This is a genomic window from Bacillus sp. SJ-10 (genome assembly GCF_002843505.1).
In the GTDB taxonomy this organism is placed as follows: Bacteria; Bacillota; Bacilli; order Bacillales; family Bacillaceae; genus Bacillus; species Bacillus velezensis.
Genome location: NZ_CP025258.1, coordinates 257,025 through 277,701 on the forward strand (window position 1 = coordinate 257,025; position 20,677 = coordinate 277,701).

A 20,677-nucleotide genomic window follows, 5' to 3' on the forward strand; every position below is an offset into this window, starting at 1 on the left:
CACATAAAAGCGGCGGGTGACAATTTAGGCGGTGAGGGTTTTTCCTTTACCATTCGCAGCGAAACATGTTACAGTTAGTTCGATAATATTCGAACTATAACAAATTAACCCAATCAGGAGGAATAACAATGATCGTCTTACAGGCTTACATGAAAGTAAAAGCGGATAAACGCGAGGAATTTTTAGGAGAAGCGCAATCACTTGTTCAGCATTCACGCGCGGAAGAAGGAAATGTGCAATACGACCTTTTCGAAAAAGTCGGTGAGGAAAATACATTCGTCATGCTTGAGCAATGGAAAGATGAAGAAGCGATGAAATTCCACAACGCAACTGACCATTTCCAAGGATTTGTGGCAAAAGCAAAAGAACTGCTGAGTGCGCCGCTTGACGTCGTCCGCACAGAACTGTCAGAGTAACGAAAGGATGAATGACATGAACGAAGTCCTTCAATTATTAACAGACCACCGTTCCATCCGCAGCTACACAGATGAACCCGTATCGGATGAACAGCTGGACCTTATCATCCAAGCCGCTCAAGCAGCGCCGACTTCCATTAACGGCCAGCAATTTACCGTTATAGCGGTGAAAGATAAGGAACGGAAGAAAAAAATATCCGAATTGGCGGGCGGCCAGCCGTGGATTGACCAAGCGCCGGTTTTCCTTTTATTCTGCGCTGATTTTAACCGCGCCAAAATTGCGCTTGAAGAATATAATGATACACCGCTTGAGATCACGAACGGTTTAGAGTCCGTACTTGTGGGAGCCGTAGATGTCGGGATTGCGCTGGGTACGGCAACGGCTGCAGCTGAATCAATGGGACTCGGCACTGTGCCGATCGGCGCCGTGCGCGGCAAGCCGGACGAACTCATTGAATTGCTGAAACTTCCGAAATACGTTTTCCCGGTTTCCGGTCTCGTCATCGGCCATCCGGCAGACCGCTCCGCGAAAAAACCGCGTCTGCCGCAAGCAGCCGTTCTGCATCATGAAACGTATCAAGAAGAAGATGTAAGAACACATATCGAGGCCTATGACAAGCAGATGTCCGAATACATGAAAAAACGCACCGACGGACAGGAAACGAGAAACTGGTCACAAGGCATCACCTCCTACTATAAGCAGCTTTATTATCCTCACATTCGTGAAATGCTTGAAAAACAAGGATTTAAGACGGATAAATAAGCGGATCAGCCTGCCGGAACACTCCGGCAGGTTTTTTCTATTTCTCAAACAAAAGCGTTGACACTATGTAAAAATTTTTGTTAATATTTTCATCATATACTCATTGGTTTTCTGTGAACCGATGGGTTTTCTATTGTGACGAAAGAAGGAATCTGGGCTTATGAATGATAAGAAAACGGATATTCTGCTGGCGGCAAGAAAGCTTTTTTCCGGGAAAAGCTTTTCGTCAGTTTCGATGCAGGCGATCGCAGAGGAGTGCAAAGTCTCCAAAGCATCTTTATATAAGCTGTTTGAATCAAAGGAAGACCTGCTCCTGGAGCTGCTCGACTTTAACCAGAAACAGATGGTAGCCGCCGCTTCATTATTGAATGAAGAAACAAGCCTCTCCCCTGAGGAACGGTTTGCCAAAAAACTGATGGCTGAGCTTGAAGGCTTCAGGCGCAATCAGCAGTTTTTTAATATGCTGATGTACGGAAGCCCCTCTTCCATTAATGAGCGGGTAAAACGGCATATTCACAGGGCCCGCTCCACCTTTATCTGCTGGCATCGCGATTCACTGATTCAGACGTACGGCGATGACATTATTCCTTATGTATGGGAGCTGGTGATCGTCCTGCAGGGGCTCCTGAGAGAGTGCATCACGCTGATTAAGCTGGAAAAAGAACCGCTCGCCCTGGAGCCGCTCACGGAGTTTATCATCCGCCATCTCAATCTCATCGTCGAAAACAGGACAACCGAAACCGCTTTGCCTCAGGAGATGATTGACCTTTATATCGCCTCCGCTTCCTCATTTGAGCCGAAAGACAAAACCGTATTGCTGGCTGAAAGCCTGAAGGAACTGAAAGAAGCCGTCTCAGCCCTTCCGGAGGAAAAATATGACGCCGCAGGACTCGCTTCCGCGGCGGCTATGCTGGAGAAAGAATCAGCGGACAAACAGCCGCGGGATTTTCTCATCAAAGCGCTCATCGGTTATTTGGAGCAGGCCGGACCGCTGCACCAGCCGCTTGCAGCCGTTAAAACATTGCTCAAACTATAAAGAAAGAAGGAATCAGCTTGAATAAGAGTATTAAAACTGCACCATACAACCGCTCTGTCATCGTCGGGATTCTTTTGGCGGGTGCGTTCGTCGCCATTTTGAACCAGACACTGCTTATCACGGCGCTGCCGCACATTATGAATGACTTCAATATAGACGCCAACAAAGCGCAATGGCTGACAACGTCGTTTATGCTGACGAACGGGATTTTGATTCCGATTACCGCGTTTTTAATAGAGAAATTTACAAGCCGCACCCTCTTGATTTCCGCCATGAGTATTTTCACGGCGGGCACCATTGTCGGCGCATTCGCCCCGAACTTTCCGGTGCTCTTAACGGCCCGGATTATTCAGGCGGCCGGCGCCGGAATTATGCTGCCTCTCATGCAGACGGTATTTCTCACGATTTTCCCGATGGAAAAGCGCGGCCGCGCCATGGGTATGGTCGGCTTGGTTATTTCGTTCGCGCCGGCGATCGGCCCGACGCTTTCCGGATGGGCGGTCGAAGCATTCTCTTGGCGGTCTTTGTTTTATATTATCTTCCCGATCGCAGTCATCGATTTGCTTTTAGCGATTATTCTGATGAAAAACGTCACGACATTACGAGAAACACAGATTGATATTTTATCTGTGATCTTATCGACCCTCGGATTCGGCGGTCTGCTTTACGGCTTCTCAAGCGCCGGTTCATCAGGGTGGACCAGTACTGAAGTGCTGACTTCGCTGCTTGTCGGAGCGGCCGCGCTGATTTTCTTTATCGCAAGACAGATGAAGCTCAAAAAACCGATGCTGGAATTCCGCGTGTTTTCTTTCGGGATTTTCAGCCTGACCACCCTGCTCGGAACGCTTGTTTTCGCGCTGCTGATCGGAACGGAAACCATTCTCCCGCTTTACACGCAAAAAGTCCGGGGCGTATCCGCGTTTGATACCGGATTAATGCTTTTGCCGGGCGCGATTGTGATGGGGATGATGTCTCCGTTTATCGGCCGGGTGTTTGACAAAATCGGCGGAAAAGGCCTTGCGATGACCGGATTCTTCATCATCCTGCTCACGTCCCTGCCGTTTATGAATCTGACGGACTCGACGTCTCTCATTTGGATTGTCGTCGTTTATACCGCGCGGCTTCTGGGAACAGCCATGATTATGATGCCGGTGACGACAGCGGGGATCAACGCCCTGCCGCGCCACTTAATTCCGCACGGCACAGCCATGAACAATACCGTCCGCCAAGTCGGCGGTTCTATCGGTACGGCGCTGCTGGTTTCCGTGATGAGCAGCCAGGCCGCGCACGCAAATGCGTCAACTCCGGCAAACGCCGCCCTGCACGGCATGAATGCGGCATTTGTCGTAGCCGCCTGCATCGCGCTGGCCGGCTTCCTCCTATCTTTTATATTGAAGAAAAAACCGCGTCAGCCCGAGCAGCAGCAGGCCGTTACGCGGTAAACCAAAAAGAACCCGATCACGTATGTGACCGGGTTCTTTTTTTACTTCTCGATTCCGTCTTTTACTTCTTTCACCATTTGCGCCATGGATTCCAGGCCGCCTCCTGATAAATACCATGTAGCTGAATCAAGGTAGACAACATGGTTGTTTTTCACGGCTTTCACCGATTTTACATAATCATTTTCAACCACTTGTTTTGTTGAAGATTTTGTGCCGATCGCTGTTCCGCGGTCAACGACAAACATGTAATCAGGGTTTGTTTTGGCGATATATTCATAGGAAATGCTTTGTCCGTGCAGTGAGGCTTCAATGTTTTTGTCAGCCGGTTTGACGCCGAACACATCATGAATGAAGCCGTATCTTGATTTAGATCCGAACGCGCTGATTTTGCCGTCGTTCGCCATCACCACTAACCCGTTTTTATCCGTGCTGCTTGTCTTTTTCTTCAGATCGGCAATGGATTTGTCAATTTTCGCAAGCTTATCTTTCACTTCATTTTCTTTGTTAAAGATTTTGCCGATCACTTCGGTGTTGTGCTTGAATCTGTCAACGTAGTTTGTATAGTCATCATCAAGATAAATCGTCGGCGCGATTTTTGAGAACTCTTTATAAGAATCAGATTGTCTGTGGGCGATAATGATTAAATCCGGATCAATATCCGCGACTTTTTCAAAATCCGGTTCTTTTAAACCGCCGGTATTGGCGTATTTATCACTTTTATATGAAGATAAGTATTTTGGAAGGTTTTGTTTCGGAAGTCCCGCCACGTGATCCTGTAAACCGAGTTCATCCATCGTGTCCAGCATTCCGAAGTTGAATACGACGACTTTTTTCGGATTCTTCGGCACTTTGACTCCTTCTTTGTTCAGGTCATCTTTGATTGTGATTGTTTCTTTTGATTTGCCTGATGTTTTGTCCCCGTTTCCGCATGCAGAAACAACAAAAATCGTAACTAGCGCAATGAATAGCAATGCGAATTTTTTCATGATTTTCACCTCATCTGGTTTTTAAGAAAAGTACACACCGATCCGCTGACTGTCAATCTCTTGAATCGGGATGGTCATATCATAAATATCTTCAAGCACGGAGGTTTCAATGATCTCCTCCGCCGGCCCTTCTTTGACGATCCGGCCGTTTTTCAGTGCGACGATATGGTCTGAATATACGGATGCGAAGTTGATATCGTGAATCACTACGACGACCGTTTTTCCGAAGTCTTCCACAAGCCGCTTCAACAGCTTCATCATTTCAACGGAATGCTTCATATCTAAATTGTTCAGCGGCTCATCGAGAAAAATATAGTCGGTATCCTGAGCGATGATCATCGCGATAAATGCCCTCTGGCACTGGCCTCCGCTGAGCTGATCGAGGTATTTATCCTTTAATTCATCCAGCTTCATATAACTGAGGGCCTGGTTGATATGCACCCAATCTTCATCCGTCAGTTTCCCTTGGGAATACGGAAATCTGCCGAAGCTGACCAGGTCTTTAATTGTCAGTCTGATATTGATTTGGTTCGTCTGCTTCAAGATGCTGATTTTTTTCGCCAGATCGTTGCTTTTGCAGGCCCCGATCTCTTGCCCGTCGACCGTGATTTCCCCGGAATCCGTCTTAATCAGCCGGCTCATGATAGACAGCAGCGTGCTTTTTCCCGCGCCGTTCGGACCGATAAATGAGGTGAGCCTGCCCTTTTGAATGGATAGAGACGTTTTCTCAAGGACGGTTTTCCCTCCGTATTGTTTGCTTACATTTTTGACCTCTACCATGATTTATTCTCCTTTAACAGCAGATAGATAAAATAAATCCCGCCGGCAAAATTAATGATGACGCTCAGCGTCGTGGAAAACGTGAACACTTTCTCCACGACGAACTGGCCTCCGACGAGCGCGACGATGCTGATCAGGACAGAACCCGCGATTAAATACGTGTGCCTGTAGGTTTTTAAAAACTCTCTCGCCAGATTGACGACAAGCAGTCCTAAAAACATAATCGGCCCCACAAGAGCCGTAGAGACAGACACAAGAATGGCGACGACAATGAGCATCTGTTTCACAAGCTTATCGTAATCAATCCCCAGGTTGACGGCGTGCTCCCTGCCGAGCGACAGCACGTCAAAAAACCGCGTGAACCGCCAGACATAAATGCCCGTCAGAAGAAAGACAGCACCGGCAAACCATAAAAGATCGGTGTTGATATTGTTAAAGCTGGCAAACATTTTGTCCTGAACAACCTGGAACTCATTCGGATCAATCAGCATCTGCATAAAGGATGACAGACTGTTGAACAGCGTGCCGAACACGACGCCGACAAGCAGAAGGAAAAACACGTTCCGCCCCTCGCCTTTAAACATGAGCTGATACAAAACGAGTGACAAGAGCACCATCAGTCCGACGGAGATGACGAAATTAAGATTTTTGTTCATCATGACGATATTCATTGAACCGAACAGGAACACGATGACGGTCTGAATGAGCATATACAGGGAATCGAGGCCTAAAATGCCCGGTGTCAGTATGCGGTTATTTGTAATCGTCTGGAAGATGACCGTTGAAAACGCGATCGCTCCTCCGGTGAGCATCATGGCAAGCACTTTGAAGCATCGTCTCGGCAGGGAGTATTCCCAATTGCCCAGTCCGTAGAACAGGAAGAATCCGATACATATCATGGCGAGCGCCGCCAGCAGCGTAATTTTTTTATTATGACTCATATGCTTTTCTCCTTAACAGCATATACAGGAAGATGCCGCTGCCGATAACACCGACCATCAGGCCGATGGAAATTTCGTACGGGAAAATGATCAACCTTCCCAAAATGTCGCAAAACAGTACAAAAACAGCGCCCAGCAGAGCGGTGTGGGGCAGGCTGCTCCTCAGGTTGTCCCCTTTGTAAATCGACACCATATTGGGAATGATCAAACCGAGAAACGGCAGCATCCCGACGGTCAGGATCACCAGTGAAGCGATGAGCGACACGATAATCAGACCGATATTAACGACGCGTTTGTATTTCAGGCCGAGATTGACGGAAAAGCTCTCTCCCATTCCCGCCACCGTAAATTTATCCGCATACACATAAGCGATGATCACCAGCGGGATACTCAGATATAAAAGCTCATACCGGCCTTTGACGACCAGTGAAAAATCTCCCTGCAGCCAAGATGACAGGTTTTGGATCAGATCGTATTTATATGCGATAAACGTGGCGATTGAGCTGACGATGTTCCCAAGCATTAAACCGACGAGAGGAATAAAAATCGCATCATTGAACTTGATTCTCTCGAGGATTTTCATGAAAAGGAAATTTCCCGCCAACGCGAAAACGAAAGCGATAGACATTTTCACAAGCGGACTCGCTGACGTAAAAAGCATTAATGAAATCAAAATTCCGAGCCTTGCCCAGTCCATCGTTCCCGCAGTCGTCGGCGATACAAATTTATTCCGGCTGATCTGCTGCATGATTAATCCGCAGATGCTCAGGCTCATGCCGGCGATGATAATGCTCACCAAACGCGGCAGCCGGCTGTCAAATAATGTACCTGCCTGTTCTTTATTTAAATGAAAAATATCCAGCGGCGACAAATCTTCTACACCGATAAATATAGAAGTACACGCCAAAACCGCCAGTAGCAAAAGTAAGTAACGTAGCTTCATGCTGCCTCCCTGCACCCATCACAAACGGTATGACTGATTGCCAAACAACTCCCATATATCCCACTCGTAATGATTATCATTATCAACGACAATTATAATCTTATCATCTTTCCAAGCGCAGTCAATACAGTTTTGCTTTCAAAAGCGGTCATCCGCGGGCCGTACACTAAATTGTCTTACAATCAGTCTATCAAGAATTTGCAGGATTTTCTATAACCTTCATTTGGCTGCTTATCATTTTTTGCACATGATGACACGCTTGAGGGAAACAAATCTGACAAACAGCGGCAAAATTCCTCCATGAAAATACAAATGTTCTCCCCACGTAGAAAAAATCCTTGATTTACATGTTTGAAAGAGAGATAATAAAAATTAAATTTGTGAGAAAATTTAAATATTAGGGGATGTAAATCATGAAAGTTGTAAAATTCGGAGGCAGCTCTCTTGCGTCAGGAGCCCAGCTTGAGAAAGTGTTTCAAATCGTGACGGCTGATCCCGCGCGGAAAGCCGTCGTCGTATCGGCACCGGGAAAACGCTTCTCGAACGATACAAAGGTGACGGATCTGTTAATCCGCTGTGCGGAGCATTATTTGCAAAAAGGTGCAGCACCCGAGCTTGCCGAAACGGTCATTGAACGGTACGCAGCCATCGCGCGGGAGCTGAACCTGGATTTCTCTATTATAGAAAGAATCCGCAGTGACCTATTCGCTCTCTTAAACAGCTGTAAAACCAATCCCGAACAATATATGGATGCGGTGAAGGCGAGCGGCGAGGACAACAACGCGAAGCTGATCGCAGCCTACTTCCGGCGCCAGGGCGTTAAAGCGGAATATGTAAGTCCGAAAGAAGCGGGGCTGTTTGTGACGAATGAACCCGGAAGCGCGCAGGTGCTCCCTGAGTCTTATGATCATTTGTACCGTCTGAGAAACCGTGAAGGCTTGATCATTTTTCCGGGATTTTTCGGTTACACGAAGGAGCATGAGATTGTGACGTTTTCCCGGAGCGGTTCTGATATTACCGGCTCCATTCTCGCCAACGGCTTAAAAGCTGACCTGTACGAAAACTTTACTGATGTGGACGCCGTCTATTCCGTCAACCCGTCAATCGTGCGGCATCCGAAAGAAATTAACGAACTGACGTATCGGGAAATGCGTGAGCTCTCCTATGCCGGATTTTCCGTTTTTCATGATGAAGCGCTGATTCCCGCATTTCGGGCCGGCATCCCCGTTCAGATTAAGAATACGAATAATCCGGATGCGAAAGGAACACGCGTCGTCAGCAGCCGTGACAATACGAACGGGCCAGTCATCGGCATCGCAAGCGACACGGGCTTTTGCAGCATTTACATAAGCAAATATTTAATGAACCGGGAAATCGGTTTCGGCCGCAAAGCCCTTCACATTTTGGAGGAAGAAGGATTGACGTATGAACACGTTCCATCCGGCATTGACGACATCACAATCATCCTTCGGCACAATCAGATGGACTCAGAACTGGAACACAGGCTCGTCACCCGTCTGAAGCAGGAGCTTCAAGCAGATGAAGTCACAGTCAGGCACAATCTGGCGCTGATTATGGTCGTCGGGGAAGCGATGCGCCATAATGTCGGCACAACCGCCAGGGCATCCAAAGCACTGTCGGAAGCCGGCGTCAACATCGAGATGATCAATCAAGGGTCCTCGGAAGTCAGCATGATGTTCGGAGTGAAAGAAGAACAGGAAAAACACGCGGTGCGGGCGCTGTATGACGAATTTTTCGCCGGAGTCTTACTCTCATAGGACACCGCCTCTTTTTTCTCTTGTCCACTAATATCCCTTACAAAGCAGCTTCTTTTACATATTGTATGGTATAGACAATATGGAGGTGAAGCTCATGTCAGGATATTCAGGAGTCAGCTCTTTCGCTTTGATCGTTGTTTTATTTATCCTGTTGATTATTGTTGGTACTGCCTTCGTTGGCGGTTTCTAAGCATCACTCCGTCTATATGAGGACGCTGCGGGTTTTGACCTGCGGCGTTTTCTTTTGTTTTCCGCCGCTGTCCGAGCCCGGCCGCGCAAAAAAAAAGACTGCCGGGAATATTCCCAGGCAGTCTTTTCCTTTGTTCAGGTTATTTTCTTCTCACGTCATTCCTCTTTCAGCTACATGGAATTCAGCCTGATCTGTCTGGCCTGCACCTGTCACTGTAAAAATCGCGGCGGCTGCTAAACAAATAACAAACCATTTAGATTTCAATTTCATACAAACCCTCACTCCTTTGTATTTGTTTCCTTGCCTCTTCGACTTTCAGAAAATAGTCAGAAGAAATTTTAAAGCAATTTTGTTCATAGTAATATTTAGCTGCTTCTAGTGCTAAATCCTCTATATCGGCGTATAAATTTTTATCTTCCAGGTAACGGAAACACGCGCTGATTGTTTCCTCATCCGGTTTCGCCTGATACAGAGCCTGCAGCCATTCGAATTTTACCGTGTAAACGGGATCGTCTGTTTCTTTAGCATATTCATATCCCCGCTTGTGATATTCCGACGCTTTTTCTTTTTTTCCGAGTTTAAAGTAAATGAGTGTGATTAGAAAATATGCTTGAGGAAGAGAATTGACGATTCTTTGTGATTCAAATGTATCGACCGCCCGTTCAAAGTACGGAATCGCTTCGCCGATGCGGTCCTGATTGTAGTAGCACAGTCCGAGGTTATACAGCGCCCTCCCGACAAGCTGCGCTTTTTGTTCTTTTTCGGCCATTTGCAGAGCGTGCTGAAAATGTTTGGCCGCCTGTTCAAAGCGCCTTTCATCCATTAAATTGACGCCGAATACAAAATGGCATTGAATGATCCGGACGTTATATGTGTCCTGCTCTACGTATATTTCATAAGCGTTTTTTATATGTATCAAAGAAAAATACGTTTGTTTCATATGATAATAAGCTTCGGCCACTTTAAAATAAAACTCCGCCCGTTCCACATGGTCCGATACGAAGGCCAGTTTTTTCTCAGCTTGTTTATAATATGTAATCGCTGAGATAAATTCTCTTTTATCAAATTCAAACATGCCTTTGAAAAAGTTGACGTAATAATCGAGAAGCCCTTTGAGGCCGGCCTGGCTGTTATCAATGTTATCAAGAATTTCCGACAGGGTCGGCTGGTCTTCTATCTTCAGTTTTTCCAGCGGCTCCAAGTAGTCCAGCATCAGCTGATGGCGAAATTCCATGAGGGAATAATAAAGCACTAAGTTCGAATCAGGCTCCATACGGTCAAGCTCTTGTTTGATCTCGGCTTTCAAGATCTCCGCATCCGGCACGCTGAATGTTCTGATGTATCGATACCACTCGTTAATTTTCTGCCCGACTGCTGAAGAAGGAATTAACCCGCTCTTCATTCCTTCACCCTCCCCATCCAAGACCTGTTTACCAGTTATTTTATCACGTTTCCGTCTCTTTCCATCCCGAAAAACACGCAAACTTTGTTTCGGCAGAGCGCAATTTTCCGAGTGGAGTTAAAACAGACGGCGGCCAGACGGGACCGCCGGTTTCAAGATTATTCATTTTTCGTATTCAGCGGAAGGCGGATTGTAAAGGTCGTGCCTTTTCCTTTTTCGCTGTCAATATCTATCGTGCCCTTGTGCATTTCGACGAGCTGCCTGACGATGGACAGGCCGAGTCCGTATTCGCCGTATGCGGTATTCCTCCGGGACACGTCCGCCTTATAAAACCGCTCCCATATATGCTCAATTTCCTCTTTGGAGATGCCGATCCCGGTGTCTTCGATTTCAATCACCGTTTCTTTATAGCCTTCATACCCGCGCAGCGTGATGTCTCCCTTTTGCGTAAATTGTATGCTGTTTTTCGTGATGTTGACGAGAATCTGGATCAGCCTGTCATAATCGGCGAACACTTTGACGCCGTCCTCCACTTGAATACGCAGCTGATTTTGTTTTTCCTCCGCCTGCTGATTGAGATGCTCTTTAATAATTTCAAACACCTCGATGAGCGGCAGGCTGAGCTTGTCCAGTTTGATTTGCTGGGATCTGATTTTTTCATAATCCAGGTTTTCTTTCACGAGCCTGAGCATCCGCTTCGTTTCTTCGCTGATCAGCGAGAAGCATTTCTCTTTATCTTTTTCCGGGATGGTGTTGCTGTTAAGCCCCTCCACAAGTCCGTTAATGGTCGTCAAAGGCGTTCTCAGCTCATGGGAGACATCGGCGATAAATTGGCGCCTCCGTTTTTCGAGGCGGTCAATCTGCTCTCTCGATTGCTTCAGATTTTTGGCCATGATGTTGAAATCGGACGCCAGCATGCCGATTTCATCGCCGCCGCTGTTCTTGAGCGAAATATCGTAATCACCGGATGCCACTTTTCCGGTCGCATCCCGCAATGTCTGAATCCGCTTGACGTGAAATTTAGATAAAAGCCAGCTCAGCAGAATCGTGATGATAAGGGTGCTGATGATCGCGTAAATCATATAGCGGTTGACCTGGCTGATCATCTGCTCGACCCCTCTGACGGGAGACACGAGCAGCACCGCTCCTTTAAATTGATCGTTGATAAAAAGCGGTTTTGCGACAAGCGATACTTCCAAGCCTTCCGTATTAAAACGGTTCATCTCCGCTCTGATCTGAACGGTTTTCCCTTGCTTCAGCATGTGCCACTCTTTACTTTTCAGCTTCTCGCGCGGCGGCATATCGTCAGGAAAAAAGTAAGGCTGCTGATGTTCATCAAAAATAATAAACCTGGTCTCTCGCGTTTTTAACATGTCCTGATACGGATACAGGCGGCGCAGATCAAGATCACGGCCGTTCAGCTCACTTGTGATCTGCTGGGCGTAAGATGACAGCTCATCCACTTTATTTTGATACGCAAAATCTTTCACAAAGTGCGAAAACAGGGAAATGATGATGAAAAAGGCCAAAATCAAAATGCTGACATGGCTTAACAGCAGCTGATATAAGTATTTAATCCTCATCAAATTTGTATCCTACCCCCCACACCGTGTATAAAAACGGTTTTTCGTCACTGGACAGTTTTTTGCGCAGCCGTTTAATATGAACATCAACCGTACGTTCATCGCCGTAAAATTGATAGCCCCACACCTGCTCAAGCAGCTGCTCTCTCGAAAAAACCTGGCGCGGGTTTTGTGCGAGATAAAAGAGCAGATCGAATTCCTTCGGCGTCAGATTCTCGACAGGTTTTCCGTGCAGAAACACTTCCCGCGTCTTCTTATTGATTGAAAAACACGCCGTTTCGATCAAGTCGTCGCTTTTTACGGCCTGCCCCGTCGCCCGGTATCTTCTGATCACCGCTTTAATCCGCGCTACTAGTGTCAGCGGGCTGAACGGCTTGGTGACATAGTCGTCGGCCCCCATTTCAAACCCGATCACCTGATCAGACTCCGTGTCCTTTGCGGTCAGCATAATAATCGGCACACTGCTCGTCTCTCTTATTTTCCGGCAGATCGTCACTCCGTCCATGGATGGGAGCATAATGTCCAGAATGACCAAATCCCAGTCCTCTTCCGTGAACCGCTGATAGCCTTCCACTCCGTCATGGACAAATTCGGCTTCAAATCCTTCTTTAAAAAAGAACATTTCCGTCATGGTGCATACGCTTATATTATCTTCTATCATTAATATCTTCATTTGTTCCTCCGCTTATCTTGACGCTTTTTCTTATAATAGCACCATTTTACCCGGATGTTTTCGGGTTTCACAAATGTTAGTTTTTATTTCATCACCCGGAAATAGTTTGTTCATATTTTTTTCATACATTTCTCCTACTATATACATATCGGATGGCCGGTGCTAAAGGAGGCCGGTTTTACAAGATCTGACATCCATGCGGAGGAACAGACATGAACTTTATAAAAAGAGCCTTTTGGAGCATGAAGGCTAAAAAGGGAAAAACATTTTTGCAGCTGGTTGTGTTTTCAGTGATTTGCATTTTTGTCCTGTCCGGTCTTGCGATCCAGTCAGCGGCAAAGAAATCAAGCGAACTGGCAAGGCAGCAGCTCGGCGGGAGCGTCACACTCCAGGCTGACCGCCAAAAGCAAATGGCGCAGCAGCAAAAAGACGGTGAAAAGAGGACGTTTGAATCAACGCCGATTCCCGTCTCAGATGCCAAGAAGCTTACATCTTTACAGCATGTTAAAAATTACAACTTCCTCACGACAGCGTCAGCAAATGCAGAAAGCTTTGATGCGATAAAAAGCTCAGGCGAATCAGCCGATAACAGTTCCGGCGCCGGCCGTTTTCAAGGTGGCGGAAGACAGATGATTTCAGCGAATATCTCGATCGAAGGCGTGCTCTCTACGGCATTGCTTGATGATTTCACGGACGGGAGCTCAAAAATCACTGACGGACGCGCCATCACAAAAACAGATGCGGACGCAAAAGTCGCCGTGATTAATGAAACGCTGGCAGATCAAAACAAGCTGAAGGTCGGCGGCTCCATTACCGTTTCCTCAGCAGCGGATGATTCTGTGAAAACGAAGCTTAAAATTGTGGGAATCTATAAAACAACATCATCAGGAGACGATCAGGCACAGCATTTTTCATTCTTAAATCCTGACAATAAAATCTATACGCCTTACACCGCCGCGGCGGCGTTAAAAGGGTCTGATAACAAAAACAAAATCAGCTCAGCCGTTTATTATATGGATGATGCCAAATATATTGACTCATTCGTTGCGGCTGCGAAAAAAACATCTGTAGATGATAAAACCTACGCGCTGACGACAAATGATCAGGTGTATCAGCAAATGGTCGGCCCGATTGAAAATGTCGCGTCATTTTCTAAAAACGTGGTATACCTTGTATCCATCGCGGGCGCGGTCATTCTTGGGTTGATCGTGATGATGTCGATCAGGGAACGCAAGTATGAAATGGGTGTCTTGATGGCGATCGGCGAAAAGCGCTGGAAGCTCATCGGACAATTCTTAACGGAAATTCTGGTTGTCGCGGTTATCGCCATCGGGATCGCATCCGTCACGGGCAGCCTTGTGGCGAATCAGCTCGGAAATCAGCTTCTTTCCCAGCAGGTCAGCTCAGCCGGTGATTCGCAGCAAACAAGCGGCTGGGGCGGAGGAGAAATGCTGCGGGGAGGCGGCATGTTCGGTCAGCATTCATCCGGCACGGATGTCATCAGTACAATGCAGGTAAACGTCTCGCTGAATGACCTTCTGATTCTTGGCGGGATCGGCGTCGCAATTGCCGTCATCGCCACATTACTGCCGTCTGTATCAGTCATGCGGCTTCACCCTAAAACGATCCTGACCAAGCAGGAATAAGAGGAGGCAGCATAATGAGCCTATTAACCTTTCAACAGACCGGCTACTGGTACCAAGACAAATCACAGCCGCTGTTTCAGGATATAACGATCAGCTTTGAAAAAGGGAAGTTTTATACAATTGTCGGCGCCTCCGGAACGGGAAAAACAACGTTTCTGTCTCTGGCGGGCGGCCTTGACACACCTAAAGAGGGAAGCATCCTTTATAACGGAGAAGACATCTCCAAAATCGGATTAACCAAATTCAGAAATCAATATGTCTCTATCGTCTTTCAATCTTATCATCTGATCCCGTATATGACGGCGCTCCAGAATGTCACAACGGCGATGGAGATCACCGGCTCTAAGGAGAACAACAAAGATGCGTTCGCGCTCAGCATGCTGAAAAAAGTCGGCTTCACCGAACAGCAGGCCCGTCAGCGGGTGCTGACATTAAGCGGCGGACAGCAGCAGCGCGTTTCAATTGCGCGGGCTTTCTGCTGTGACACGGATTTGATTTGCGCGGACGAGCCGACGGGAAATCTCGACGAGGATACGTCAAAGGAAATCGTCCGGCTCTTTCAGGACTTGGCGCATAAAGACGGCAAATGCGTCATCATGGTTACGCACGACGAACAAATTGCCAAAGTTTCGGATATCAACATCCGCTTATTAAGAGGAGGTTTCACGGTAAAAGAAAACGGCACGGCCGTTTCCTGATACCGCGCCCCTGCCAGCGCAGACAGGGGCGCACCCTATATCCCCCTATTCAATAGAAGTGAACGTAAAAAGAGCGAGGGCTGCATCCCCCCGCTCTTTTTATTTATATCAGCTGTAAATAACGGTCCATATTTGATTGTCGGGCTGCTTTGATCAATTCTTCCGCCTTTTCCTCTTCCCCCGGCAAAGCGAGCCGGAGTTTGTCTTCAATGTCTTTTTCAGAAAGGCCGTTTCCCGGCGCTCCCTTCGGACAGTCGATACGTGTTTCATAGACATGACCGCCGGAAGCCGTAACCCGTACAATTGTAAAACGGCCCTTCGGAACGGCGTTTTCAGCCGGCTGAATTTGTTCATCGCAGCTGCGGTGAATCCGCTCAAATCCTTTTTGAAAGGATTCCGGAATCGGCTCGGATGTGAAATGTTCAACTGAAAAATCCTTACCGTGCAAAGCTAAGGTGATCACATATTCCACGCTGAACCGTCCCGCTTCGCCTGTTTTCGGACGCCGTTCTGTCAATGCGGCGTCCCCGCCCGGCGGATAAATCACGTCGATCCGTTCCGTTTGGCCGAAAGTGAGACCATGTTCGGCCTTCAGCTTGAGAATGGCGTCCGCCGCATGATGAGCCGCCGAGCAAAACGGATAAACCTTAAACCAAAGTCCCGGGCTCACAATCCGCCAAGGTTTTCCCCACCCGTTTACAAGCAGGGTTTCTGCCCGTTCAAGATCGCCGTACAGTCCGAAAAAACCTTTCTCCCCGTCGAGCGCATGAACTGAGCCGCCGAAACCGGCCTTTGCAAGCTTTACGGCGAACAACCCGGCTTGAGCGGCCAGTCCGGCGTGGAGCGGCTTCATTTCTGTCCCGAATTGCACTCTCATGCCTCCGGAGCGGGCAGCCGCAAACCCGATTGCTTTCTGCAATTGGGTTTGATTCAGATTCTCCGCGAATCCGACGGCGCATGCGGCCGCAATGGCACCTAACGTTCCTGTATTGTGCCAGCCTTTCTCGTAATGATGCCTTCCAGCTGACTCGCCGAGCCGCGCCATCACTTCGATTCCCGTCACATAAGCACCGAGAAAACGGCTTTTGTCTATACGGCCGGCTGATGCGGCTGCAATCAAAGCCGGAAGGATGACGGCGCTCGGATGTCCTCTTACATCAGAATGAACATCATCAAAATCAAGCGCATGTGCGATGAAGCCGTTAATGAGCGCGGATTGGGACGGCGCGGTTTTTTGATTTCTGCCGATAAGCGGCGCTATCGGCGCCCCGCCTTCTTCTTCGGCCAGTTTTACCAGCTTTTCAACTCCTTTATCCCGTCTCCCCGCAAAGGCTGCCGCTGTAAAATCAAGCAGTCCTTTGCGCGCTTCTTTCATCGCTTCAGCGGATGTTTCCGGCACAGACGACATGACGGCCTGAGCAAGCCCGGCCGTCAGATTTTCCGTATTCAATCCGTCTGCTCCAATACGTTGACGGCCAGCCGGGCGAAAAACTCAGCCGCTGCCGGGAGCGCTTTTTCGTCGAGTGTGAAGGCGGGATGGTGCCATTCTTCTGTTCCGTTTGTTCCCATCCAGACGAAGAAGCCGGGGATTTTTTCTTGATATAACGCGAAGTCTTCGCCGCCGGGCGACTGTTCTGCCCGAACGGTTTGAAGCCCGAGATCTTCAGCCGTTTGCTCCGCCGCCTGTATGAAACGAGCGTCGTTCATCACTGACGGAAGGTAAGGATACCAGCGGAATTCGGCTTCTGCCCCGAACCCTGCCGCGATTCCTTCGGCAACCCGCTTCATATGTTTCGGAACAGCGTCACGCGCTTCCTTTTGAAACGTCCGGACGGTGCCTTCCATTTCAACATGGTCCGGGATGACATTCCAAGAGCTGCCGCCCTGAACTCTTGTGATGCTGACGACGGCATTGTGAAGCGAGCTGATATTTCTGCTGACAACTGATTGCAAGCCGCCGATGATCTGTCCTGCCGCCTGAATCGGATCAATGCTGTTATCAGGGATTCCGGCGTGGCCGCCTTTTCCTTTAACAGTGATTTCAAAGCGGTCGACACTCGCCATCAGCGGGCCTTCTTTCAGACCGACCGTGCCGACGGGGAGGTCAGGTTTGTTATGCATGCCGAATATCGCCGATACACCGTCAAGCGCGCCGGCTTCAATGACCTGTCTTGCTCCGGCGGCAATTTCTTCCGCGGGCTGAAAAATAAACCGCACCGTTCCTTTCAGCTCATGCTTTCTCTCATTTAATAAAAAAGCCGTGCCGAGGATAGATGCCGTATGGAAATCATGGCCGCAGGCGTGCATCACGCCGCTGTTTCGCGAAGCAAACGGAAGGTTTGTTTTCTCTTCGATCGGCAATGCGTCGATGTCCGCTCTGACGGCGATGACGGGGCCGCTTTTGTCTCCTTTGATTTCAGCGATCACTCCGGTTTGAAGTTTCGGCACATCAAGAACCGTGATTCCTTCTTCCTCCAGCCAGCGGCGGATTTTATTCGTCGTTTCGTATTCCTCGCCTGACAGCTCAGGGTGTTCATGAAGGTCGCGGCGGATATTGATTAAACGTTTGTTTAATGATTCATACGTTTCATTTGCCATTTCTTCTTCTTCCCTTCTTAGACAAGTTCGGCGGGCTCTCCCACTTGCTTAATGAATTTTTTCGTCCGTTCGTTCTGCGGATTGTCAAACAGCTCTTCCGGCGTTCCCTGTTCGATGATGCGTCCGTCTGCCATAAAAATAACCTTGTCGGCCACTTCACGAGCAAAAGCCATCTCATGCGTGACAATGATCATGGTTGTCTGTTTTTCGGCAATTGATTTGATGACTTGGAGCACCCCGGCTACAAGCTCAGGGTCAAGGGCCGAAGTCGGTTCATCCAGTAAAATCGCGTGAGGATCAACGGCCAAGGCGCGCGCAATCCCGATCCGCTGCTGCTGCCCGCCTGACATCGTAATCGGGTAGCTGTCCGCTTTGTGTTCTAAACCGACTTGCCGCAGCAGATCCATACCGATCTGTTCCGCTTCTTTTTTCGGTTTCTTTTGCGCGGTGATCAGCGCCTCTGTCACATTTTGCAGGGCGGTTTTGTTTTTGAACAGGTTGTAATTCTGAAACACCATCGCCGTCTGCTGGCGAAGCTTATGAACGTCTTTGCGCGAATAGGACGAGGCATTCAGCTTTGCATCACCGATTTCAATGATGCCGTCATCCGGGCGCTCCAGCAGATTCAAACAACGGAGGAGCGTTGATTTTCCCGAGCCTGACGGGCCGATGATGGCCGTGACTTCGCCGCTTTTGATCTCAAGATCGATCCCGTCAAGTACGGTAAGGTCTTTAAATGCTTTTCGAATATGTCTGACTTGTATCATCCTGAGCCTCCTCCTATGTGCGATAAGGCTTGCTGATCGCCCGTTCGAGCAGATCCTGCAGCACACTGTAAATAATCGTAAGAATCCAGTACATGACCGCGACGGCTAAATACGTCTCAAAATATTTGAGGTTGCCTGATGCGTACATTTTTCCTTGGGCGAACATTTCCATCACTCCTAATGTAAAGGCGAGCGATGTTTCTTTTAACAGGCCGATAAACGTATTTCCCGTCGCGGGAAGCGCGTTTCTGACGGCTTGCGGGAAAATGATCCGTCTGTACGCCTGGGATTTTGTCATTCCGACAGACAGACAGGCTTCAAGCTGCCCCTCATCGACTGAGTTGAGCGCCGCGCGGAAGATTTCAGCCAAGTAGGCGGCATTTTTCAGGCTTAACCCGATAATCGCCGCAGTTAACGCCGTCATCTTGCTCATTCCGGGAAACAGCTGAGGCAGGCCGTAATAAATTAAGAAAAGCTGCACGAGCGTCGGCACGCCCCGGAAAAATGAAATATACACCTTTGACAGCTGGTGAAGCACAGGAACACGATTTTTTGTGATAAGCGCTAATATAAGGCCGCCGATCACGGCAAATACCATGGCCGCGACGGCCATAAGTAATGTGATCGGCAAGGCTTCGATTAACGCGGGAAAAGCTGAAAACATAAATCCCCAATCAATGCTGTTCATTCTCGATTTTCACCGCCGTTTCTTAATGCTTTGCTTCCGTTGTGATATCTTCGTTAAAGTACTTTTCAGACAGCTTTTTCAGCGTGCCGTCTTTCCGCAGGTCTTCAATGGCTTTGTTTACTTTTTTACGGATTTTATCGTGAGCCGCATCTTTCGCAAACGGGAAAGCGACTTTTTCATAGACAATCGGGTCTCCTGCTAATTTCAGAGGCAGACCGGTCTTTTTGATCTGGGCGATCAGGACGCTGCGGCTGTTTACATAAGCGTCAACCCGTCCGTAAGCCACGTCTTTCAGCGTACCTTCTTGTGTTTCATATGTTTTAATGTTGATTTTTTTATCCGGGTCCTTGCTCTCAAGGTTTTTCGCGTGGTTTGAGCCCAGAACGGCCGCCACTGTTTTTCCTTTCAGATCGTTGACTGATTTGATGTCTTTGTTATCGTTTTTGACGACGATTTGAGTGCCCGCATACGAATACGGTTCTGTGAAGTTATACGTTTTCTTGCGTTCGTCCGTGACAGCGACTTGGTTAGAGATGGTGTCGAGTTTGCCGGTCTGGAGCTCTCCCATCAGACCGCTGAATTCAAGCAGCTTCCAGTCCAGTTTCATGTTGATTTTTTTCGCGACGGCTTCCATGACATCCACGTCAAAGCCGGTCAGCTTGCCGTTTTCTTTATATGCGAACGGATAGCTTTGTCCCGTGGCGCCTACATGCAGTACGTTATCGCCGCCTTCGCTTTCTTTTCCGTTTCCGCATGCTGATAAGACCGCCAAAAGCGCGGCAGACAGCAGCAAAGCCCATGTTTTCTTCTTCATTGAAATCCCGCCTTTTCCTATTAAAATGTTAATCCTGCAATTGTTTTTTTAAATAAATGGTGATGTGCCCTTTTCCTAAATCCTTTTCGCCTGCACGGACGTAGCCTTTCCGCTCGTACATGCCGATCAGCCACGGATGCTTGTCCGCTGTGCCCAGTGACACGAAAGGCGCTTTTAATGTATCGCGGAGCACTGTATTCTCCAGCCACTCCAGCATGTCCGAGCCCGTCCCTTTTTTTCCGGTTTCAGGATCGACGGCGAACCACCAAATATGAGGGACACCATACGGCCCGGGATTCGGCCCCCACGGCATCCGCAGAGAAATCGTCGCCAGAATCCGTCCGTCTTCTTCCAAAACGTAACAGGCGTTTTTTTGTATGTTATTCAAAACGAGCTCCTTATCCGCCGTGGCAGCGGCAAAGTTGATGCCGAGCTTGCGGATCGGTTCATACGCCCGCAGTGTCAGTGAAAGCAGCTCATAAGCGTCTGCCTCCGTTGCGAGCCGGTATTGTCTTGACATGATGAGCCCTCCT

22 protein-coding genes are annotated in these 20,677 nt (G+C 48.3%); 8 read left to right on the forward strand and 14 right to left on the reverse strand.

The window, feature by feature from the left end; translation table 11 throughout:
* The first annotated feature begins 128 nt into the window (after positions 1-128).
* From CXL14_RS01400 to CXL14_RS01415, 4 genes are all read left to right on the forward strand, one after another.
* The gene (locus tag CXL14_RS01400) at positions 129-416 is read left to right on the forward strand and encodes a putative quinol monooxygenase (RefSeq protein WP_014416909.1); all 288 of its coding nucleotides are present in this window, start codon (positions 129-131) and stop codon (positions 414-416) included.
* 16 nt (positions 417-432) lie between these two features.
* Entirely contained in the window at positions 433-1,179 is a 747-nt protein-coding gene (gene nfsA, locus CXL14_RS01405) for an oxygen-insensitive NADPH nitroreductase (protein WP_014416908.1), read from the forward strand.
* 160 nt (positions 1,180-1,339) lie between these two features.
* Positions 1,340-2,215, forward strand: a complete 876-nt coding sequence (locus CXL14_RS01410) for a TetR/AcrR family transcriptional regulator (RefSeq protein WP_022552589.1) — start codon at positions 1,340-1,342, stop codon at positions 2,213-2,215.
* A 17-nt stretch (positions 2,216-2,232) separates the two neighbouring features.
* Positions 2,233-3,657, forward strand: coding sequence for an MDR family MFS transporter (locus CXL14_RS01415; protein WP_014416906.1), 1,425 nt, complete (start codon positions 2,233-2,235; stop codon positions 3,655-3,657).
* Positions 3,658-3,698: 41 nt separating this feature from the next.
* On the opposite strand, the gene CXL14_RS01420 is transcribed toward CXL14_RS01415, so the two are convergent.
* The 4 genes from CXL14_RS01420 to CXL14_RS01435 are packed head-to-tail and all read right to left on the reverse strand — an operon-like array spanning position 3,699 to position 7,307.
* Positions 3,699-4,643 carry a siderophore ABC transporter substrate-binding protein gene (locus CXL14_RS01420; protein ID WP_012116805.1) on the reverse strand — a complete coding sequence of 315 codons (945 nt, stop codon included), beginning with the start codon at positions 4,641-4,643 and terminating at the stop codon, positions 3,699-3,701.
* Positions 4,644-4,664: 21 nt separating this feature from the next.
* Positions 4,665-5,423, reverse strand: coding sequence for an iron ABC transporter ATP-binding protein (locus CXL14_RS01425; RefSeq protein WP_012116804.1), 759 nt, complete (start codon positions 5,421-5,423; stop codon positions 4,665-4,667).
* Positions 5,417-6,364, reverse strand: coding sequence for an iron chelate uptake ABC transporter family permease subunit (locus CXL14_RS01430; RefSeq protein WP_014416905.1), 948 nt, complete (start codon positions 6,362-6,364; stop codon positions 5,417-5,419). The genes CXL14_RS01425 and CXL14_RS01430 overlap by 7 nt, the downstream gene beginning before the upstream one ends.
* Positions 6,354-7,307 carry an ABC transporter permease gene (locus tag CXL14_RS01435; RefSeq protein ID WP_014416904.1) on the reverse strand — a complete coding sequence of 318 codons (954 nt, stop codon included), beginning with the start codon at positions 7,305-7,307 and terminating at the stop codon, positions 6,354-6,356. Before CXL14_RS01435 ends, CXL14_RS01430 begins: the two co-directional genes overlap by 11 nt.
* 413 nt (positions 7,308-7,720) lie before the next feature.
* On the opposite strand from CXL14_RS01435, the gene CXL14_RS01440 reads away from it, so the two are divergent.
* Both CXL14_RS01440 and CXL14_RS01445 read left to right on the forward strand, forming a co-directional pair.
* Positions 7,721-9,085, forward strand: coding sequence for an aspartate kinase (locus CXL14_RS01440; RefSeq protein ID WP_014416903.1), 1,365 nt, complete (start codon positions 7,721-7,723; stop codon positions 9,083-9,085).
* Between the two features lie 79 nt (positions 9,086-9,164).
* Positions 9,165-9,275, forward strand: a complete 111-nt coding sequence (locus tag CXL14_RS01445) for a YjcZ family sporulation protein (RefSeq protein ID WP_369878517.1) — start codon at positions 9,165-9,167, stop codon at positions 9,273-9,275.
* A gap of 150 nt (positions 9,276-9,425) precedes the next feature.
* Here CXL14_RS01445 and CXL14_RS01450 read toward each other — a convergent pair whose 3' ends face one another.
* The 4 genes from CXL14_RS01450 to CXL14_RS01465 form a co-directional block, all read right to left on the reverse strand.
* Positions 9,426-9,545, reverse strand: a complete 120-nt coding sequence (locus tag CXL14_RS01450; protein ID WP_003156334.1) for a phosphatase RapC inhibitor PhrC — start codon at positions 9,543-9,545, stop codon at positions 9,426-9,428.
* Positions 9,529-10,677, reverse strand: coding sequence for a Rap family tetratricopeptide repeat protein (locus CXL14_RS01455; protein ID WP_014304340.1), 1,149 nt, complete (start codon positions 10,675-10,677; stop codon positions 9,529-9,531). Before CXL14_RS01455 ends, CXL14_RS01450 begins: the two co-directional genes overlap by 17 nt.
* Positions 10,678-10,835: 158 nt before the next feature.
* Positions 10,836-12,263, reverse strand: a complete 1,428-nt coding sequence (locus CXL14_RS01460) for a two-component system sensor histidine kinase YclK (protein WP_088056326.1) — start codon at positions 12,261-12,263, stop codon at positions 10,836-10,838.
* Positions 12,250-12,933 (reverse strand): two-component system response regulator YclJ, encoded by a 684-nt coding sequence (locus CXL14_RS01465; protein ID WP_014416901.1) that lies wholly within the window; start codon positions 12,931-12,933, stop codon positions 12,250-12,252. The genes CXL14_RS01460 and CXL14_RS01465 overlap by 14 nt, the downstream gene beginning before the upstream one ends.
* Positions 12,934-13,145: 212 nt before the next feature.
* Between CXL14_RS01465 and CXL14_RS01470 the strand changes: the two genes are divergently transcribed.
* Both CXL14_RS01470 and CXL14_RS01475 read left to right on the forward strand, forming a co-directional pair.
* Positions 13,146-14,579: an ABC transporter permease gene (locus CXL14_RS01470; protein ID WP_014416900.1), complete on the forward strand. Its 1,434-nt coding sequence runs from the start codon at positions 13,146-13,148 to the stop codon at positions 14,577-14,579.
* A gap of 14 nt (positions 14,580-14,593) precedes the next feature.
* Positions 14,594-15,277, forward strand: coding sequence for an ABC transporter ATP-binding protein (locus CXL14_RS01475; RefSeq protein ID WP_014416899.1), 684 nt, complete (start codon positions 14,594-14,596; stop codon positions 15,275-15,277).
* Positions 15,278-15,380: 103 nt separating this feature from the next.
* Here the strand turns inward: CXL14_RS01475 and CXL14_RS01480 are convergent, their stop codons facing one another.
* The 6 genes from CXL14_RS01480 to CXL14_RS01505 are packed head-to-tail and all read right to left on the reverse strand — an operon-like array spanning position 15,381 to position 20,664.
* Complete coding sequence (locus CXL14_RS01480) at positions 15,381-16,727, reverse strand: MmgE/PrpD family protein (RefSeq protein ID WP_014416898.1); 1,347 nt, start codon at positions 16,725-16,727, stop codon at positions 15,381-15,383.
* Positions 16,724-17,875, reverse strand: a complete 1,152-nt coding sequence (locus CXL14_RS01485) for a M20 peptidase aminoacylase family protein (RefSeq protein ID WP_014416897.1) — start codon at positions 17,873-17,875, stop codon at positions 16,724-16,726. The genes CXL14_RS01480 and CXL14_RS01485 overlap by 4 nt, the downstream gene beginning before the upstream one ends.
* A 17-nt stretch (positions 17,876-17,892) precedes the next feature.
* Positions 17,893-18,642 carry an amino acid ABC transporter ATP-binding protein gene (locus CXL14_RS01490; protein ID WP_014416896.1) on the reverse strand — a complete coding sequence of 250 codons (750 nt, stop codon included), beginning with the start codon at positions 18,640-18,642 and terminating at the stop codon, positions 17,893-17,895.
* 13 nt (positions 18,643-18,655) lie between these two features.
* On the reverse strand, positions 18,656-19,330 hold the full coding sequence (locus tag CXL14_RS01495) for an amino acid ABC transporter permease (RefSeq protein WP_007410261.1): 675 nt from the start codon (positions 19,328-19,330) through the stop codon (positions 18,656-18,658).
* 22 nt (positions 19,331-19,352) lie between these two features.
* Positions 19,353-20,144, reverse strand: a complete 792-nt coding sequence (locus CXL14_RS01500; RefSeq protein WP_014416894.1) for an amino acid ABC transporter substrate-binding protein — start codon at positions 20,142-20,144, stop codon at positions 19,353-19,355.
* 28 nt (positions 20,145-20,172) lie between these two features.
* A complete protein-coding gene (locus CXL14_RS01505; protein ID WP_014416893.1) occupies positions 20,173-20,664 on the reverse strand; it encodes a GNAT family N-acetyltransferase in 492 nt (163 codons plus the stop codon).
* Between the last annotated feature and the right edge of the window lie 13 nt (positions 20,665-20,677).

Bases quoted from the DNA above. Each gene is read 5' to 3' on its own strand.
- CXL14_RS01400 (WP_014416909.1), top strand. From the start codon at position 129: ATGATCGTCTTACAGGCTTACATGAAAGTAAAAGCGGATAAACGCGAG.
- nfsA (WP_014416908.1), top strand. From the start codon at position 433: ATGAACGAAGTCCTTCAATTATTAACAGACCACCGTTCCATCCGCAGC.
- CXL14_RS01410 (WP_022552589.1), top strand. From the start codon at position 1,340: ATGAATGATAAGAAAACGGATATTCTGCTGGCGGCAAGAAAGCTTTTT.
- CXL14_RS01420 (WP_012116805.1), bottom strand. From the start codon at position 4,643: ATGAAAAAATTCGCATTGCTATTCATTGCGCTAGTTACGATTTTTGTT.
- CXL14_RS01425 (WP_012116804.1), bottom strand. From the start codon at position 5,423: ATGGTAGAGGTCAAAAATGTAAGCAAACAATACGGAGGGAAAACCGTC.
- CXL14_RS01430 (WP_014416905.1), bottom strand. From the start codon at position 6,364: ATGAGTCATAATAAAAAAATTACGCTGCTGGCGGCGCTCGCCATGATA.
- CXL14_RS01435 (WP_014416904.1), bottom strand. From the start codon at position 7,307: ATGAAGCTACGTTACTTACTTTTGCTACTGGCGGTTTTGGCGTGTACT.
- CXL14_RS01440 (WP_014416903.1), top strand. From the start codon at position 7,721: ATGAAAGTTGTAAAATTCGGAGGCAGCTCTCTTGCGTCAGGAGCCCAG.
- CXL14_RS01445 (WP_369878517.1), top strand. From the start codon at position 9,165: ATGGAGGTGAAGCTCATGTCAGGATATTCAGGAGTCAGCTCTTTCGCT.
- CXL14_RS01450 (WP_003156334.1), bottom strand. From the start codon at position 9,545: ATGAAATTGAAATCTAAATGGTTTGTTATTTGTTTAGCAGCCGCCGCG.
- CXL14_RS01455 (WP_014304340.1), bottom strand. From the start codon at position 10,677: ATGAAGAGCGGGTTAATTCCTTCTTCAGCAGTCGGGCAGAAAATTAAC.
- CXL14_RS01465 (WP_014416901.1), bottom strand. From the start codon at position 12,933: ATGAAGATATTAATGATAGAAGATAATATAAGCGTATGCACCATGACG.
- CXL14_RS01470 (WP_014416900.1), top strand. From the start codon at position 13,146: ATGAACTTTATAAAAAGAGCCTTTTGGAGCATGAAGGCTAAAAAGGGA.
- CXL14_RS01475 (WP_014416899.1), top strand. From the start codon at position 14,594: ATGAGCCTATTAACCTTTCAACAGACCGGCTACTGGTACCAAGACAAA.
- CXL14_RS01485 (WP_014416897.1), bottom strand. From the start codon at position 17,875: ATGGCAAATGAAACGTATGAATCATTAAACAAACGTTTAATCAATATC.
- CXL14_RS01490 (WP_014416896.1), bottom strand. From the start codon at position 18,642: ATGATACAAGTCAGACATATTCGAAAAGCATTTAAAGACCTTACCGTA.
- CXL14_RS01495 (WP_007410261.1), bottom strand. From the start codon at position 19,330: ATGAACAGCATTGATTGGGGATTTATGTTTTCAGCTTTTCCCGCGTTA.
- CXL14_RS01500 (WP_014416894.1), bottom strand. From the start codon at position 20,144: ATGAAGAAGAAAACATGGGCTTTGCTGCTGTCTGCCGCGCTTTTGGCG.
- CXL14_RS01505 (WP_014416893.1), bottom strand. From the start codon at position 20,664: ATGTCAAGACAATACCGGCTCGCAACGGAGGCAGACGCTTATGAGCTG.